Source organism: Sphingobacterium deserti (genome assembly GCF_000757725.1).
Lineage (GTDB): Bacteria > Bacteroidota > Bacteroidia > Sphingobacteriales > Sphingobacteriaceae > Sphingobacterium > Sphingobacterium deserti.
Genome location: NZ_JJMU01000024.1, coordinates 204742 through 222325 on the forward strand (window position 1 = coordinate 204742; position 17584 = coordinate 222325).

At 44.5% G+C, this 17584-nt stretch carries 13 protein-coding genes; 2 read left to right on the forward strand and 11 right to left on the reverse strand.

Annotation, left to right across the window (positions count from 1 at the left end; translation table 11 throughout):
* Window positions 1-13 precede the first annotated feature (13 nt).
* From DI53_RS08240 to DI53_RS08290, 11 genes are all read right to left on the reverse strand, one after another.
* Window positions 14-1462 (reverse strand): MFS transporter, encoded by a 1449-nt coding sequence (locus DI53_RS08240; RefSeq protein ID WP_037497539.1) that lies wholly within the window; start codon window positions 1460-1462, stop codon window positions 14-16.
* Between the two features lie 219 nt (window positions 1463-1681).
* A complete protein-coding gene (locus tag DI53_RS08245; protein WP_037497541.1) occupies window positions 1682-2332 on the reverse strand; it encodes a beta/alpha barrel domain-containing protein in 651 nt (216 codons plus the stop codon).
* Window positions 2325-3356 carry a sugar kinase gene (locus DI53_RS08250; protein WP_037497543.1) on the reverse strand — a complete coding sequence of 344 codons (1032 nt, stop codon included), beginning with the start codon at window positions 3354-3356 and terminating at the stop codon, window positions 2325-2327. Before DI53_RS08250 ends, DI53_RS08245 begins: the two co-directional genes overlap by 8 nt.
* Window positions 3356-4759 (reverse strand): glucuronate isomerase, encoded by a 1404-nt coding sequence (gene uxaC, locus DI53_RS08255; protein WP_037497545.1) that lies wholly within the window; start codon window positions 4757-4759, stop codon window positions 3356-3358. Before uxaC ends, DI53_RS08250 begins: the two co-directional genes overlap by 1 nt.
* An 11-nt stretch (window positions 4760-4770) precedes the next feature.
* Complete coding sequence (locus tag DI53_RS08260) at window positions 4771-6417, reverse strand: UxaA family hydrolase (RefSeq protein ID WP_037497547.1); 1647 nt, start codon at window positions 6415-6417, stop codon at window positions 4771-4773.
* Window positions 6399-7916 carry a tagaturonate reductase gene (locus DI53_RS08265; RefSeq protein WP_037497549.1) on the reverse strand — a complete coding sequence of 506 codons (1518 nt, stop codon included), beginning with the start codon at window positions 7914-7916 and terminating at the stop codon, window positions 6399-6401. The genes DI53_RS08260 and DI53_RS08265 overlap by 19 nt, the downstream gene beginning before the upstream one ends.
* Window positions 7917-8023: 107 nt before the next feature.
* Window positions 8024-9931 (reverse strand): glycoside hydrolase family 88 protein, encoded by a 1908-nt coding sequence (locus DI53_RS08270; RefSeq protein ID WP_037497551.1) that lies wholly within the window; start codon window positions 9929-9931, stop codon window positions 8024-8026.
* 18 nt (window positions 9932-9949) lie between these two features.
* A complete protein-coding gene (locus DI53_RS08275; RefSeq protein ID WP_037497553.1) occupies window positions 9950-11593 on the reverse strand; it encodes a glycoside hydrolase family 28 protein in 1644 nt (547 codons plus the stop codon).
* 115 nt (window positions 11594-11708) lie between these two features.
* Window positions 11709-12692: a pectinesterase family protein gene (locus DI53_RS08280; RefSeq protein ID WP_117624863.1), complete on the reverse strand. Its 984-nt coding sequence runs from the start codon at window positions 12690-12692 to the stop codon at window positions 11709-11711.
* Window positions 12693-12900: 208 nt separating this feature from the next.
* Window positions 12901-13911 carry a zinc-binding alcohol dehydrogenase family protein gene (locus DI53_RS08285; protein ID WP_037497555.1) on the reverse strand — a complete coding sequence of 337 codons (1011 nt, stop codon included), beginning with the start codon at window positions 13909-13911 and terminating at the stop codon, window positions 12901-12903.
* A 15-nt stretch (window positions 13912-13926) separates the two neighbouring features.
* Complete coding sequence (locus tag DI53_RS08290; RefSeq protein WP_037497557.1) at window positions 13927-14673, reverse strand: rhamnogalacturonan acetylesterase; 747 nt, start codon at window positions 14671-14673, stop codon at window positions 13927-13929.
* A 177-nt stretch (window positions 14674-14850) separates the two neighbouring features.
* Between DI53_RS08290 and DI53_RS08295 the strand changes: the two genes are divergently transcribed.
* The gene (locus DI53_RS08295) at window positions 14851-16485 is read left to right on the forward strand and encodes a glycoside hydrolase family 43 protein (protein ID WP_037497559.1); all 1635 of its coding nucleotides are present in this window, start codon (window positions 14851-14853) and stop codon (window positions 16483-16485) included.
* 3 nt (window positions 16486-16488) lie between these two features.
* Entirely contained in the window at window positions 16489-17490 is a 1002-nt protein-coding gene (locus tag DI53_RS08300) for a pectinesterase family protein (protein ID WP_037497561.1), read from the forward strand.
* Window positions 17491-17584: the final 94 nt, after the last annotated feature.

A 17584-nucleotide genomic window follows, 5' to 3' on the forward strand; every position in this document is an offset into this window, starting at 1 on the left:
TAAGTCGATGTAATTAGTCTTTGATCAACTCCATGCGTGGCACAAGGCTTTTCATAACTATCCAAGCAATGAGGTAAGCTACGGCACAAAACGAGAATACGATAAAGTATCCTGCTTCTTCGCCCTGAAAGTTCAGAAATGTCATTTGCGTTTCTTTCGCATGATCAAACAGTTTTCCGGAGAAAAAGTTAATGAACGTAGACCCAACGCCACCCGCAAGGCCACCGATACCAGTAACCGTAGCAATGGCACGTCGAGGAAACATGTCACCTACCGTGGAGAAGATGTTCGCTGACCACGATTGGTGTGCTGCACCCGCCAAGCCGATCAGCAAAACAGGAATCCAATAAGAGATATGACCCAAAGGCTGTGCAAACAATACGGCTAAAGGAACAAAAGCAAAGATGAGCATAGACTTCATCCGGCCTTCATAAGGATTAAGCCCTTTCTTATCCACGAAGTAGGTTGGCAACCAGCCTCCGATAATTGATAATAGCGTGATGAGGTATAACACAAAGATAGCTAGCTGTCCTTCCGTATCCGATGATTTAATATCGTAAACGGCAGAAAGGTAGGCCGGCATCCAAAACAGGAAGAACCACCAAACACCGTCAGTCATGAATTTACCAAAAGCAAAAGCCCATGTTTGCTTGTATTTGAAACAAGTGGCCAAAGACATTTTCTTTTTTACGACTGGAACGGCCATTTCCGGTGTCGTTTCTTCTTCATGGTCGCCATCCTGCATAATGTATACCAGCTCCGCTGCATTTACCTTCGGATTTTTGTGAGGTTTCTTATACAAGAACACCCAAAATCCCATCCACACAAAGCCTAGTGCACCAATGATAATGAAAGACATTTCCCACCCCCAATAGGCGGCAATGACAGGAATAGAAAGGGGAGCCGCCAAAGCGCCTATTGTGGCGCCGGCATTAAAGATACTAGTGGCTAAAGCACGATCTTTCTTTGGGAAATATTCGGCGGTAGCTTTGATCGCGGCAGGAAAATTTCCAGCTTCACCGACAGCAAGCACAAAACGTGCAAAGATAAATAAGACAACACTTACATTGATTACCCGAGCGACATCCTGAACCTGTCCTATGGCATGCTTCGCACCTTCAAAGCCTACAAACCATTCACCCGCAACAATTCCTGAGGTAGCAATACCGCAGAATGCGTGCAAAATCGCGCCCAAAGACCAAATGCCGATGGCCCATAAAAAACCCTTCTTGGTATCCATCCAGTCTACAAACGGGCCGGCGAAAAGCATACTCACGGCATAGAAGATAGAAAATAAGGCTGTAATCAAACCGTAATCACTATTTGTCCAGTGAAATTCTGGACTAATAAAATCTTTCCAGGTCAGAGAGAGCACCTGCCTGTCCATATAGTTTATCGTGGTCGCAAAAAACAGGAGGGCGCAGATCGTCCACCTGTAGTTTCCTTTTTTTTCATTAGTCATTGGTAGCTTGGAAATTAAAATGTTAAAATAAAAATATCAAAAATTGTGGTCTACGAAGTATGTGATAAGTGTCTTTCTAAAAAAGGTGTTGAGTAATGTAAAAAACCGTCATAGCGAGGGAGTGTAACCATTTGATCTTAGCTTGATAAACCCAATAATACGTTGTCGTTACCTCTGCTGCTTACGATGACGATATGCTCCAGTCTTACGAGAGCCCTTCTAACTTTGTTGCGCCTGTTTTACAAGTGAGATAGCTTGCGCAGTTCTTTCTGCAAGTCTCTCTACGCGCTTCGGATCAATAAGCTTACTGCCCATGCCTACAGCACATACACCAGCTTTAAACCAAGATTTCAAGTTCTCAATTTCCAGATCTACGCCGCCTGTCGGCATAAAGAGCTGGCCTTTGAACAATTCCCGGATAGCGGATAGGAAACCGGGACCAAGAATATTGGCTGGAAATAGCTTTATCAAAGACGCTTCCAGTGTTTGAGCAAGTGTAATCTCCGTTGGCGTCATACAGCCCGGAATCCACAGAAGCCCTTCTTTGTGCACAAGTTCACCTACTGCCGGTGTCACGATGGGCGCTACAATAAAATCTGCTCCCAAAGCAATGAATTGGCTTGCTTCTTCAGTATTCTTTATGGTTCCGATGCCTAAATGTAGCCCGGGCATTTCCTCATCACGAGCGGCTACCAAGGCCTTGAATACGGCCGGAGCTTCGATACCCCTATTGGTAAACTCAAAAACCCGGATGCCGGCATGGTAAAGCGTACGCACGATATTGACGCTTTCCGCTGCATCGGTATGAAAAAACAAAGGAAGCATTCCTTGTGTTAATATAGCGTCTAGGACCTCTTTTCTTTTAGTCATGTTTTATTCTTTTTTCTATTGCTGATACCGAACTAACTGTGGCATCACTTGGAATAAATAATTTATCGTAGGCTGCTGCGGTTGCAAATTGCAGCGTATCATTGCTCGTATGTTGATGATAAAGCCCGTAGATTAAGCCTGCCATAAAGCAGTCGCCACTCCCAACCTTATCTACAATGCTTTCTGAAAGATACTCATTTGATACCAAAAGTTCATCATGCACATACAGGGAGGTATAGTACTTTATTCCCTGTTCCAGATGATCAAAACGAAAGGTGTTTGCAACATATTGGCAGCCGGTAAAACGTTGGATAATCTCTTGGCTTGTCTTGGCCGCCTGTTCCAGCAATGCTGTTTTAGGATATTCGGACTGGTTAACGGTAAATTCTTCATTTAAGCTAGTACCTAGCATTTTATGCGCCGCCCAGATATTGCCCATAATCAAATCGCAATGCTGCGCCAAAGCGGGCATCACATCAATAGGGTCTTTCCCGTATTTCCATAGCTTAGCACGATAGTTTAGATCTAGCGAAACCGTAATTCCTTTTTCTTTGGCTGCTTGGACAGCGTCCAAGCAAATTTTCGCGATTTCTTCATTAATGGCTGGACAAATAGCAGAGAAATGAAACCAACTTACACCATGGAACACGGCATCCCAATCGATGTCGCTTCTTTTAAGGTGAGCAAAAGAGGAGCCAGCACGATCATACACCACCCCCGCGTTTTTTACATCCTTACCTTTTGGAAGATAGTATATTCCTATCCGATCGCCCTGCCAGCGCATTTGCGTGATGTCTAATCCTTTATCTTCTAGATGTTGTCCAATACCGTCGCTGATCGTATTTTGTGGCATTGCTGACATGTAAGAAGAAGGCACCTCCCATAGCGCGAGTGCTGTAGCAACATTTAGTTCGGCCCCGCCGATATAAAATGGCAACTGCCCTGCGGCTACCCAATCAGTAGCCATGTCCGGGCAGATACGTAATAGTATCTCCCCGAAACTGAGCACGTTTCCTTTACTCATTATTTAAAATTAAAGTATTCTTTTGCATTGTTGTAGCTGATGTCGCTGACAATTTTTCCTATCCATTCCAAGTCATTTGGTAACTCACCTTTTTCGATATCTTCACCAAAAATATCGCAGATCAGTCTTCTAAAATATTCATGTCTTGGGAAAGATAAAAAGCTGCGTGAATCAGTAAGCATTCCTACTAAGCGACTCAATAGTCCCATGTTGGATAGAGCATTAATTTGTTTGGTCATGCCATCTTTCTGATCCAAGAACCACCATGCCGATCCAAATTGAACTTTACCTTTTATCGACCCGTCATTGAAATTTCCGATCATCGTAGCCATGAGCTCGTTATCGGCAGGATTTAAGTTGTATAAAATGGTTTTTGCTAAACGATCCTGGTTGTCCAGTCGGTTTAAGAATTTAGAAAGTGCACGCGCCTGCGAGAAATCGCCAATGGAATCCCATCCGGTATCTGGTCCGTTCACTCGCAGCATACGCGCGTTGTTGTTGCGCAAAGCGCCTAAGTGATATTGCTGCACCCAGCCTTTTTCATGATCCCATTCTGCAAACTGCACCAGCATCGCTGATTTGAACTTTAGGTTTTCGCTATAGCTCAACGCTTGGTTCCTGCGGATCTTTTGGAAGATACCTGCGATCTCTTCATCTGTATAATCTTCAGCGTAAATTTGCTCCAGTCCGTGATCGGAAACCGAACAACCATTTTCCGCGAAGAAGTCATGCCGGCTTTTCAAGGCATCCAAATATTCTTGATAGCTGCTGATCGATTTGTTCGCAACACCTTCTACCTGATCGATGTACGCGTTTAACGCCTCTACATCATCCGCATTCATGGCTTTATCCGGACGAAAAGCCGGTAACATCTTTAAGCTATGTTGCTCGTTAGCAAATTGCTGATGAAAGTTTAAGGCATCAATAGGGTCATCTGTTGTACAGACGACTTCCACATTCATCTTTTGTAAAAGACCGCGGACGTCATAACCCGGCTCCGCTAACTTTGCCGCGGTTTCTTCATAGATTTTTTCCGCTGTTTTTGGCGATAAAAGGTCGGTAATGCCGAAATAGCGTTGCAATTCCAAATGTGTCCAATGGTATAGAGGATTGCGTAAGGTATAGGGCACTGTTTCCGCCCATTTTAGAAATTTGTCTCTGTCGGATGCATCGCCGGTGATGTATTTCTCATTTACACCGTTGGCACGCATAGCCCGCCATTTGTAATGATCACCGTTTAACCACACCTGACTGATGTTTTCAAAGCGGCTGTTATTCGCGATCTGCTCGGGAATTAAGTGATTATGGTAGTCAATGATGGGCTGGTTCTTCGCATATTGATGATAAAGATCCTGCGCCGTTTTGCTCTGTAATAAAAAGTTCTCGTCTAAAAATGCTTTCATGCTTGGTGTTTTTATAGACTTACTCCGCGTTTCCAAGGAATAAAATCGTCTTGATTCAACTGTACAGCTTTGGGAATCACTTCGCCACTCGCTGCTTTTATACAATATTCAAGGATATCTTCGCCCATTTCGGCGATGGTTTTTTCACCATCGATGATCGCTCCCGTATTGATATCAATGATATCGGACATACGAGCGGCTAAGGCGTTATTGGTGGCTACTTTGATAACCGGACAAATAGGGTTTCCCGTTGGTGTACCCAATCCGGTAGTAAAAAGGATCAAGGTCGCTCCGGAGGCAGTTTTTCCTGTTGTTGCTTCGACATCGTTGCCGGGCGTGCAGACCAAGCTAAGGCCAGCCTTTGTGGCTTCTTCGGTATAGTCAAGCACATCCACCACCGGTGAGTTGCCGCCTTTCTTGGCAGCGCCCGTGCTTTTGATCGCATCCGTAATCAAGCCATCACGAATATTACCCGGTGATGGATTCATGTGAAACCCAGAGCCTACGTTTTCCGCGGCTTGGCTATAGGCTCCCATCAATTCCATAAATTTATGGGCAGCATCTGGTTCGATGGTTCTGTCTATGAGATTTTGCTCCGCGCCGCAAAGTTCAGGAAACTCTGCTAACAGCACTTTTCCGCCTAAAGCGACAAGCAGATCTGATGTATAACCTACAGCAGGATTTGCGGATATACCGCTGAAGCCATCGCTACCACCACATTTCACACCCAAAGTGAGCTTGCTCAACGGCACCGGTTGGCGACTGAGCTTATTAATTTCGACAAGGCCTGCAAAAGTCTTCTGTATCGCTTCTTTGATAAGCTGCTCCTCGCTTTTCGACTGCTGCTGTTCGAACACAAACATAGGCTTGTCAAACTGCGGATTACGCGCTTTGATATCATCCATCAAATCTGTAAGCTGCAAGTTCTGGCAGCCCAAACTCAGAACGGTTACGCCCGCAACGTTAGGATGATCGGCATACGCAGCTAACAACTTGCCCAGCACGGCCGCATCTTGGCGAATACCTCCGCAGCCACCTTGATGGTTAAGAAACTTGATACCATCCACATTTTTGAATACCCGATTCTTTGTATGCGAAGCTACACTCAGCGCGTCTGGAGAAAGGTTGGCAATATCTTGCCCTTCTTCATATGCTGCTAGCAGCTCATGCGTAAAAGAACGGTATTTGCCGGTTACTGAATAGCCCAATTCGTTGTAAAGGGCCTCTTTTATAACATCCAAATTTCTGTTCTCACAGAAAACAGTAGGGATGAACAACCAGTAGTTGGCCGTTCCCACACGCCCATCGTTACGTAGATAGCCATTGAATGTACGCCCCTCAAAGCGGGAAACATCGGGTGCTTCCCAATGGTAGTTATACGGTCTGAAGGTGTATGGATCTGCCGCATGCTTGGTGTTATCGGTATTCATAAGGCCACCACGTGGGATTGCATATTGTGCCTTTCCAACCAAGACGCCATACATATATATCTCATCAGCCTGTTGCATATCCTGCATAAAGAACTTATGCTTTGCGGGTATGTCGTCTTCCAAGACGTAAGTAATGCCCTCAAATTCTATCGCTTCGCCCTTTGATAGATCCTGCAACGCAACCAAAACGTTGTCCTTTGGATGTATCCTTAATATTCTACTTGCCATACTGCATTTAACTTTTCAATTGTCTTCAATACGCCGTTCTCCGCAATCTCATCTAGGTAGCGTTGTACGGTCGTTTCAAATTCTGGGTATTTGCTTAAATCTTTTCCCCATAGGCTCTCATCGCGTAACACATGGCGCACGACAGTATGCTTATCCTTCCAATATTCATGAAGTTGCGGTGCAAATTCATCTTGCAGCGCAATTGACGCATCGCCTATGGTTTGTACATATTTTCCATCGACATGCTGCGTATCCATAAATTTCAAGTACGCCGCAAAGCCAAGGGCAATATGCTGTGGTGGCACCAAGTTCTTATTGTACCATTTATCGAGCAAAGCAATATTACGCATGTTCATTTTCGATGTAAAATTCATCGCAATGTTTTCCCAGCGGTGATCTAAGAAAGGATTGCTAAACCTGTCGATAACGCTGTTGGAGAAGGTGTCTACATCGGATTGCTCGATGTATTGGTCCAAAATTGCTTTGCCTATCTCCTGTTGCATAAGTCCCTTAACGAAGTCATTGAAAGCTTTATTGTTCATGGCTTCTTTCACGGTGACAAATCCGCTCCATAGCGCTGCGGCGCAGCTTAGGGTATGGGTGCCGTTTAACAGGCGAAGTTTAATTTCCTTAAATTTATCGATGGATGGGACAAGTACAATGCCCGGATCTATTGTTGCAAAGGATAGTTTTTCGCGCACGCGTGAAGACGCGGTCTCTATCGCCCAAAGGCTAAAAGGCTCCGCCATAATCATCAACTCATCCTCGTAGCCCAACAAGTTTTCGGTCTCTTTTTGTTCTGCAGCAGGCAAACGTCCAGGAACAATCCTGTCGACAAGTGTGTTACAGAAATCATTAGCCTCTTCCAACCATGCAACGAACGCCGCATCCAATTCATTTTGTGCCGCAAGGCTCAATAAGATTTTCTTTAGCTTTTGTGCATTATCGGAGATGAGTTCCGTTGGTAAAATAACGAGACCCTTACCTGCATCACCCTTAAAGTAATGGTAGCGTTCAAACAAGAACGCCAGCAACTTGCCGGGAAAGGAGGCTGGAGGTACATCGGTCAATTTATCATTGCTCATCACGATACCTACTTCCGTAGTATTAGAAAATACGGCAACCAAATCTGGGTTTTTCGAAGCCTCTAATATGCTATTCCAATCCGAAGACGCCGATAGTACCCGTGAAATGGCGTTGTTGAGCGTGTATTGAATAACCTCTTTTCCATCCTTCTTTCCTTTGATACACAAGGTGTATAGCCCGTTTTGCTGGGCAAAAGCATCTGCGCCAGAACTGCTGGTCGATTTAACCACCAAAATACGTCCGTTGAACAGACCTTGTTTATTGGCTTGGTCGACGTAATAGTCGGGCAAACCACGGAGCAACACACCGGTACCAAACTGAAGCACACGCTCGGGCAGAGCAAAGGAGTCTGCCTGCGGCAGCTCCACTTTGCTCGTGGTTATTTTCTCTAAATTCTCTTTTGAAAGCAACATTCTCTATTCTACTATCTTATTTATTTTTCTCTTTTTCGTTGATATCATCTATTGGATATAATCTATGTAGCAAGCTATCCCAAACCAAATTTCCGATACCTTACTTTTTACTTTGCCTGTTTAACCAACCAACTAACAAGCTCGTTTGCCGCGTCAAAATTTTGATATGCTTTAGGCAGCTTTCTACCATCGACGTATTCATTATACAACCAAGGATCGCCAATGGCGAATACCGTTCCTTTGCCGTATTTTGCGGTCACGATGATAGTGTCACCTTGATCTTCAACAAGAGACTTTGCAGGATCTTTGATTTGCATGGTCGAGATCTCTTTGATATATATTTTCTTTGTTTTATCGAAGATGCCTGTGCCTGTAGGAATTTCTATGGCTCCTGTTTCGTATTGATTACCTTTTACGCGATTTCGGCTGTCTTCGTTAAATGTAATACCAAATTGTTGGGGAAGCACATTGAACTTCGTCAGCTCGCAGTTTCCTGCATCGTTTAATAACAAAACCAATACGCCGCCTTTATGCACCCATTTCGCAATCTCCTTCGCCTCGGCTTCGTTCATGAAGTTTGGCTTTTGTGTTTCTTTCTCCGTATCGGGGTCAACAATGATATAAATACCGCTCTTACCTAGCTTTTGGGCACTCGGTGCATCAGCAAGGGTATTTAATTTCGCACCATGTTGTTCGAAAATACGACCCAGAAGAAAAAAGCCATTGTTGTCATCACCATTCCATAGGTAGTGATAGGGCTCTAATTGGCCACTTGGGCCTTTCTTGAATTCCTTATTGTAGAAATTGTCCAGTGTTACCGTAACCGGCTTTTTCTTTTTCGGATGTTTCGCAAATTCCACTTCCGAAGAGGCGAGTATAAAAGCGCCTACTCCTTTAGGATCATTGGTACGAATGGGTTCGCTCATGTAATACTCGAAACTTCCGTCGCGGTATTTTTTTCCACCCAAGCCGGATACTTCCACCACACGGTTTAGATCCACCCGATCTTGACCGGCCGGCGTAACAAATTCTTTCAGTAAGCCTGCATACCCTTTGTCCACATTCTTTTGAAATGAAGACGAAACATAGCCTTTTCTGACTGCTTTAGCCATAGCATAGACGAACATGCTGGATGCCGAGGCTTCCAAATAATTGCCTTCACGTGTACCTAGATCAAGAATATCATACCACACGCCAGACTTTTTATCTTGAAATTTTGCGGCGGCTGTTAATGTGCGGTTTAAGATCTGAATAAGTTCTTTACGCCGAGGATGATCTTGTGGGAAGTTGTCCAGCACGTCAACAAGTGCCATGGCATACCAACCCATTCCGCGCCCCCAAAAATGCTTGGATAAACCTGTTTGGGGATCAGACCAACGCTCTTTTCGCGATTCATCCCATCCATGGTATAAAAGACCTGTCTTTGCATCGCGAGCATGGTTTTCCATGTAGGTAAACTGATTCACCACATCCTCATATATTTCCGGGATATTCATGAGCGCAGCGTATTCTGTATAAAAGGGCTGTGCCATGTACAAACCGTCTAACCACATTTGGTTGGGATAAATATGCTTATGCCAAAATCCGCCTTCATTTGTTCTCGGATGCGTTTTCAGCTGAGCGTATAGCTTCTCGCTCGCTTTCAAATATTTTTGCTTGCCTGTTACTTTGTAAAGAAATAGTAGGGAGCGGCCGTTTTTTACATGGTCTATATTGTATTCTGTCGCTTTGTAATTACGTATAGTACCATCTTCTCCTACATACTGATCCATCCAGTTTTCAATATATTGGAAATAGACAGGATCTGCCGTATTTCGCCAAACTTCAGCGATGCCTTCAAGCACCACGCCCATATCATACGTCCAGGTAGGACCTTTCTCCGGGTTTGTAAACCGTGCATCTTTAAAAAGCTTATCCATGGCCGTGATTGCCATCTGTTCGGAAACAGCTTTCTGCGCGTGAGTAAACGGGGCAATCAATAAAAAACAAACGATAACTATTAAATTCCTTTTCATCTATCCTTAGTGTATAAGTTATTTTTTGATGGTAAGCACATTTTTTTTGGCCCCATTTGTAAATTCACTTTGTTGCTTTACCTTGCTGAGGTCAGATTTACTCAACTGAATGTTTTTGTTTTCGTCACCTTCAACACGGAATAGCAAATCCGTCGCATTTACAGGCATTAAACCATCTATATGTATATTTTTAGCATTATGGATATAGACAAGCGGATTTGAAGACTTGCTGTTTAACTTCACGTTTTTCAACTGTATGCCCTCGGCCTCGATAATGTCAATGCCTTTTTTCGCGAAGATATTAGCATTTTCGATGCTAATGTTTTTGATATTCATCTCCGGCAATCCGCGTACAAATATTCCTTTATCGGCTCCATTCACGTGTACATTTCGGATGACAAAGTTTTGGAAACGCGGGGTCTCCTCCGTTACGGGAAGTTTTTGAACCTTGATCTCCTGCTTTTTGTCGCCAATCAAAGGCAGCGGGTCTACGGCAGCGTAATACATGTCAAATAAAATTGCCTCACCGGGAATATCGACCATATTGATATTGTTGATAAAGATATTCTCTACCACGCCGCCACGACCGCGTGTTGTTTTAAAGCGTAGCCCGATGTCGGTACCAATGAAAGAGCAATCATCCACCCAGATATTGCGTGCGCCACCGCTCATTTCGCTACCAATTACGAAGCCGCCATGTGCATGGTAAACGATACTGTTGCGGATAATAACATTTTCTGTTGGCATTCCGCGATCTCGCCCGGCTTTGTCTCGTCCCGATTTGATACAGATACCATCGTCACCCACATCGAACGTACAGTCTTCAACCAATACGTTTTTGCAAGACTCGATGTCTACACCATCACCATTTTGTGCATACCAAGGGTTGCGAACCAACAGTTTGCGTAGGGTTAAGTCTTGACACATCAACGGATGCAGGTTCCATGCAGGAGAGTTTTGAATGGTAACGCCTTCTAATAATATTTTTTTACATGATGTAAACACGAGTAAGTTGGGGCGTAGGTAATCCTTGACGTCGCTAAAATCTGCCGCCGTGGTGCCGGGACGCATAACGCCGGCTTTCTTTTGCTGTGCACCGCTTAAAGAGCTTTCAGATGGATACCAGATATTTGCTTTTTCATCAACTACGCCGCCGGATGAAATCAGGTTTTTCCATTGCGTTTCGGTCATCTTACTCCGTTTCACCATACGCCATGCGCCGCCGTTGCCGTCTATAATACCAGATCCGGTGATGGCTATATTTTCAAGGTTCTTTCCAGAGATCGGGTTTTGGTTTCGCCAAGCAGGCTCACCCTCCCAATTGGATTCTACCAGTTTGTAATGATCAAAATTATCGGAGAATAATACTATTGCTTCCCGGGAAACGTGAAGGTTCACGTTACTTTTCATTTCTATTGGGCCTGTGAGCCATAACCCGGCCGGCACCAATACTACACCGCCACCTTTTTGGCTTACGGAGGTAATAGCCTTATTGATGGCTTCGGTGTTGAGGAACTGTCCGTCGCCTTTAGCGCCTAACGTCGCGATATTGGTGGTGTCTTTCGGAAAACTGACTTGTTGTATCGTTGGTCGCGCAGGTTCTTGCGCCCAAACCGACGATAGGCTTAACAAGCTAAACAACATTGCTGCTGTTTGCTTCATACATTTACCTCTAATTGAATTTCTTATCATCATTGTATTGCTTAAAATTGGTAGCGATTCTTTTAACAAGTCTACACTCTTTGTTGATCATTGTAAAGAAAAAACTATGCAATCGTTACCGGAAATTAGCCTGATTGGAAACGGGAAAGTCAATCTCCCAATCTCCGAAAACCGCTGATAAAGAGATGTTTTGCCCTTGTTCATTTGAAAGCTGTTTTGCCCATTTGACACGACTTTGTGACAAAGCGCCTGCGCCGGTATTGTTATACTCTGCGAAAAAAACTGTCTGTTCGTTGCTTTCCTTACCCCAATTGTCCCAACCCGCACCGTTTATAAAGGCGGGCATTGTGCTATTCATGAATATGACTTTCGCGTAAGGGCGCCAAGGACGACCTAAATAGAATGTCTGCACATCGGAAGATCCTGTTATTGTGCAGTTGTTAAATACATAGCCGAATGATGAGGTGTCTGGTGTAGATGCCGCGGTGATGTAACCTTTGCTTTTGCAATGCAGCTCACAGTTTTCAAACCAAGCTGTGGAAGACCCGAAAATATAATCAACTGTGCCCTCGATATAACAATGTATATACAGCTGGCGAGCACCCTTTCCATAAGTGTATAAGGTATCTTGAAAGCCCAAAAACCGACAGTTTATAAAAGTAGCTTTGTCTGCAGCTACCCACATCGCCACAGCCTGGCCAACCGGACCGGCACTATTCTCAAAGCTGATGTTTTCTGCCGTAAAGTTATTCCCCAAACAATAGAAGCTTGCTGAACCCGAAGTTCCAATATCTTCTCCAAACTTGTTTTTACGCTGCGCGTAGTCATCAAACGTTATTATCGTGGACAAAACATCTTCCCCAATCAATTTGATATGTTGTTTTGGCTCGGAAAGTATGATTTTCTCTTTGTAAATGCCCTTCTTTATAAAAATAGTCGTTGTCTCTTTCCGAAAGGAGGGAACTGCATCTATCGCTTCCTGTACTGTCGTGAATTGCCCACTACCATCTTTCGCCACGACAAAGTCATAGTCTCTAGCCCAAATATTTTGGACAAAGAACAGGACACATAAAAGCAAAAGGCTTACATTTTTAATCATACAATTTACTTCCCATCAATTGGTTGCTCCGAAATTTAGGTATTAAATTTTGCTTTAGTCTCCTATAGGACCGAAATTAAGAACGCAAACGTTATCGGTAACGTTTGCGTTCTTTTGGAATGCCAGGTGGCCATCTATTTTAGTTGCTTAACAAATAAGCAGAAGGACAAGGGAGCGATTTTTCTTTCCCAATCCTTCCAAAAGCGAATTATTCAAACTCGATGACCGTCTTGATGCCAGAAGTTAGGGGAGAGGCAGGATCAGAAAATAATGCGGACGCTTCTGCAAACTTCACCCGCCGCGTAATAAACTGTTCGGGTTTTAAGGATTTATCGCGCAAACGCTCCATAACATATTGAAAATCTGTTCCCACCGCGTTGCGGCTGCTCATTAATGTTCCTTCGCGTTTATGAAACTCCGGATGGCTGAAGTGAATTTCCTCTTTTTGTAATCCCACCAGTACATACCGTGCACCATGCGCCATATATTGGAAAGCATTGTTAATTGCCGCGGTATTACCTGTTGCATCAAATAATAGGGTAGGCATATCTCCATTGGTAAGTTTTTGCAGTTGAGCCAAAACATCTGCATCACGAGCAGATACTACATGGCTGGCGCCGAGCTCTCTGGCGTGCTGCAAGCGAGCTTCATCCACATCAAGTGCAATAACTTTCGCTCCTGCAATAGTGGCTAATGCGATAATTCCTAAACCGATGGGCCCAGCTCCGATGACTAAGACAAATTCACCGGGGATAATACCGCCCCGTTGAATGCCATGTGCGCCGATGGCCAAGGGTTCTACCAAAACTAAGTCATCGTAATCAAGTCCTTCTTCTTTGCGAATTGCGTGCGATGGCACGACAACATACTCAGCCATTGCACCATCAATATGCACACCGAGCACGCGCATGTCTGTGCTACAGTTCGGTTTCCCCATACGGGATGCAATGTCCTTGCCCTCCGTGAAATAGGGTATTACCGTTACCTTATCTCCTTCGCTGAAGCCTGGCGCATCGCCCTTGACGTAGTCAGCAGCCACTTCATGGCCCAGCACCCTTGGATAGCTGAAAAATGGCTGCCGTCCGGCAAATGCATGAATATCGGTTCCACAGATGCCGATCTTGCGAACACGTAGCAACGATTGTCCTACGCCCGGCGTTGGAATTTCTTCTTCGGTATATACGAAGGTGCCCGGTTCTGCACAAATAAGTTTTCTCATTATATTTTGTATGTTTTACTTCTTCAATTCTTTCGCTAACGGATGTCTTTGCCTACGTAACTCCTTCGTGACTAAAGCAGCAATAGCTGCTGCACCCTTTTCGTTCAAATGTGTATTGTCGATCACCCCATCTGGGTAATTGGGTGCGCCTTGAGGCAGATGCAAAAAAAGTGCACTTGATTTAAGATCACCTTCTCGTCTAAGAAGATCGGTACTGAGCTTCGTTAGATCTATGAAGGAAACCTGTAGACTATCTGCAACCTTTTGAACGGCTTGCGGATAGCTCTTATGGGTGTCTTGCAATACTCCATCTACAAATGCGCGTCTGGCAATAGGGCTTAATAAAATAGGTGTTGCCGATTGTTTGCGGACTGCCTCCACAAATAAAGATAGGTTTTTCTTGTATTCGTCTATCGTGACGCCTGTGTTAGGCTTGTCGATCTTCTCATCATTGTGGCCAAACTGTATCAGCACATAATCTTCAGGCTCAACCCCACGGTACACCTCATCCCAAAGGCCTTCCCGCATGAATGATTTAGTACTGCGGCCATTTTTAGCAGCATTCACCACGGCCACATGCTCTTTAAACAGTTTAGCGAAGGGCACGCCCCAACCCGTTTCCGGAAATTTATCTGCTGCTTTGATAGCCATCGTCGAGTCGCCCATCATCCAAATGGTCAGTTTCTTTTTTTGCAGCGTTAAAGCGCAGCATAAAAGCAATACTGAAAAACTGCTTAACAATAGAAAAAATAGCCGATTCATTTCTGTGATTTATAAAATGGTTTACATCTCTTTATGCTGCTGAATTTCTACATTTTTTTGGATTTATCCATAAAATTAAACGCAATCGTTACCGGCAACGATTGCGCAAATCTTTATTTGTTTCACAGGCCAAATTGCGTATTCTTGTGAATACCACTATAAATCAAACCCCTACCCATGAATAAGTACGTACTATTATCTATTACTGCGCTGCTCATTTCTGGCTATGAAACCATAGCACAAGAGAAAACCGTTTCTTCCGTTTGGGTTGCCGATCTTGGCAATGGCCAATACAAAAACCCTATTTTGCATGCCGACTATTCCGATCCGGATGCCATCCGGGTGGGCAACGACTACTACATGATCTCTTCCAGCTTCAACCATGCGCCAGGACTTCCATTGCTACACTCAAAGGATTTGGTTAATTGGCGCATTATTTCTCATGTGTTGCCACGGCAGCAACCGGTTGCGGTATTTAATACCGTGCAACATGGCAACGGTGTGTGGGCGCCATCCATACGTTTTCACAAAGGTGAATTTTATATCTATTTTCCGGATCCTGACTACGGCATTTATATGACGAAGACTAAAGATCCGGCGGGTGCTTGGTCAGAACCGGTATTGGTTTTTGAAGGAAAAGGATTGATTGACCCTTGTCCATTCTGGGATGAAGATGGGCGAAACTACTTAGCTTTCGCCTATGCGGGAAGCAGAGCCGGATTAAAAAGTGTCTTATCGATAGCTCGATTGAATGACACTGGTGATGAGGTGTTAGATAGGGGAACGATTGTATATGACGGTCACGAACTGGACCCGACTATAGAAGGCCCAAAAGTGCATAAACGTAATGGTTATTATTACCTCTTTGCACCAGCAGGAGGCGTGTCGACAGGCTGGCAATTGGTACTTCGGGCTAAAAATATCTATGGACCTTATGAGCGGAAGGTCGTGATGGAGCAAGGGAGCTCGCCCATCAATGGCCCGCATCAAGGTGCTTGGGTAGATACGCAAACTGGCGAAGATTGGTTTATTCATTTCCAAGATAAAGATGCCTACGGGCGTATAGTCCATCTGCAGCCCATGAAATGGCAAAATGATTGGCCGGTCATTGGTGTAGATAAATCAAACAAAGGTATTGGTGAGCCAGTTTTGCAGCATCGAAAACCTAACGTCGGCAAAACATTTCCGATAGAAACGCCTGCGGAATCAGACGAATTTAGCAGCCCTCAACTCGGCAAACAATGGCAATGGCAGGCTAATCCCGATGGAACCTGGCTAATGCCCAGCAATAACGGCCACTTGCGGCTGTATACACAGCAACTACCTGAAGGGGCAAAAAATTTATTAGACGTTCCCAATGTACTGACGCAAAAGTTTCCTGCAGAGGAATTTATGGCCACAGCAAAGTTGCGTCTAGTAGGCAATGCTAAAATTCCAAATGAACGGGCAGGCTTTGCTGTGGTGGGCGAAGACTATAGCCAGCTTTACATCAAACAAGGAAAAGAATCACAGGCCTTGTACTTTGGGGTATGCAAAGATGGGCTGACGAGTGGAAAGGAAACGGAAAGAGAGCTTGCCAAGCTGGCTGATAAGGCATATATTTTCTTACGTGTATCGGTAGCGAAAGGGGGCGTATGCACTTGGTCTTACAGCTTGGATGGCAAAAGCTATATATCGTTGAAGGACACGTTCCAAGCCAAGCCCGGCAAATGGATTGGAGCAACATTGGGACTTTACGCGCTGCGCGACAATACCATCAACGATAGCGGCTATGCCGAAATAGATTGGTTTAGAATTGAACCTATACAATAAAAGATGGACACATATAAAATACTATTTCTAAGCTTACTTTTATTCGTTGGAAGTTTTTGCCATGCACAAACGACGGACAACAGGTATGAGTTGACGGTTTCTCAAACAGGCGACGCAGATTTTAAGACCATACAAGAAGCTATTAACCACGTTCGCGACCATGCGGAGAAACGGGTGACGATCCTAATCAAACCAGGAATCTATAGAGAAAAGATTGTTATCCCTTCCTTTAAGCGCAACATCACGTTGAAGGGCGAGGGGAAAGAAAAAACGATCATTAGTTTTGATGATTATTCAGGCAAGTCTTTTCGCGGGATCGATGTTACCGGGAATCCAAAATACAGTACCTACACATCCTATACAGTTTTAATTGCGGCAAACGACTGCGCACTGGAGGACCTAACGATAGAAAATACGGCCGGAAAAGTTGGACAGGCTGTGGCTTTACACACGGAGGGCGATCGTATTTTAATTCGCAACTGTGCGATTTTAGGAAATCAAGACAGCCTTTATCTCGCTAAAGGGGGCACCAGAAACTTGATTGAAAATTGCCACATCAGCGGTACAACAGATTATATCTTTGGCGCAGCAACCGCCTATTTTCTCCATTGCACCATAGAAAGCTTATCGAATTCATATATCACGGCAGCATCCACCACGAAGGAAGATGCATATGGCTTTGTCTTCAAATCGTGCAACCTAGTCGCGCACGATAGCACGGTTACCAAGGTTTTCCTCGGTCGGCCTTGGCGCCCTTACGCCAAGACGGTCTTCTTGGATTGTAATATGGGAAAGCACATTGTGGGGGAGGGCTGGCATGCCTGGCCCGGCGATAAGAATTTCCCGGATAAAGAGAAGACGGCCTTTTATGCGGAGTATGCCAGTCGGGGAGCAGGTGGTGAAGACCTTTCAAAGCGTGTCCCTTGGTCGAAACAACTTCGTAAAAAGGAAGCGCGATGCTATACACAAACCGCCGTGCTGGGCGGTTGGAAGCCCTTACTATAAAGCTTCGGTGGTGCCAATGAAGTAAATTTTTGCAGCGTGATAATGCCCTTATCAAAAAACTAAGGGCACGTTTGTGCTTGATTAATTTTTTAAT

Coding starts and splice junctions, on each gene's coding strand:
- DI53_RS08265 (WP_037497549.1), bottom strand. CDS start 7,916: ATGTTGCTTTCAAAAGAGAATTTAGAGAAAATAACCACGAGCAAAGTG.
- DI53_RS08245 (WP_037497541.1), bottom strand. CDS start 2,332: ATGACTAAAAGAAAAGAGGTCCTAGACGCTATATTAACACAAGGAATG.
- DI53_RS08270 (WP_037497551.1), bottom strand. CDS start 9,931: ATGAAAAGGAATTTAATAGTTATCGTTTGTTTTTTATTGATTGCCCCG.
- DI53_RS08260 (WP_037497547.1), bottom strand. CDS start 6,417: ATGGCAAGTAGAATATTAAGGATACATCCAAAGGACAACGTTTTGGTT.
- DI53_RS08290 (WP_037497557.1), bottom strand. CDS start 14,673: ATGAATCGGCTATTTTTTCTATTGTTAAGCAGTTTTTCAGTATTGCTT.
- DI53_RS08280 (WP_117624863.1), bottom strand. CDS start 12,692: ATGATTAAAAATGTAAGCCTTTTGCTTTTATGTGTCCTGTTCTTTGTC.
- DI53_RS08285 (WP_037497555.1), bottom strand. CDS start 13,911: ATGAGAAAACTTATTTGTGCAGAACCGGGCACCTTCGTATATACCGAA.
- DI53_RS08240 (WP_037497539.1), bottom strand. CDS start 1,462: ATGACTAATGAAAAAAAAGGAAACTACAGGTGGACGATCTGCGCCCTC.
- DI53_RS08300 (WP_037497561.1), top strand. CDS start 16,489: ATGGACACATATAAAATACTATTTCTAAGCTTACTTTTATTCGTTGGA.
- uxaC (WP_037497545.1), bottom strand. CDS start 4,759: ATGAAAGCATTTTTAGACGAGAACTTTTTATTACAGAGCAAAACGGCG.
- DI53_RS08275 (WP_037497553.1), bottom strand. CDS start 11,593: ATGAAGCAAACAGCAGCAATGTTGTTTAGCTTGTTAAGCCTATCGTCG.
- DI53_RS08250 (WP_037497543.1), bottom strand. CDS start 3,356: ATGAGTAAAGGAAACGTGCTCAGTTTCGGGGAGATACTATTACGTATC.
- DI53_RS08295 (WP_037497559.1), top strand. CDS start 14,851: ATGAATAAGTACGTACTATTATCTATTACTGCGCTGCTCATTTCTGGC.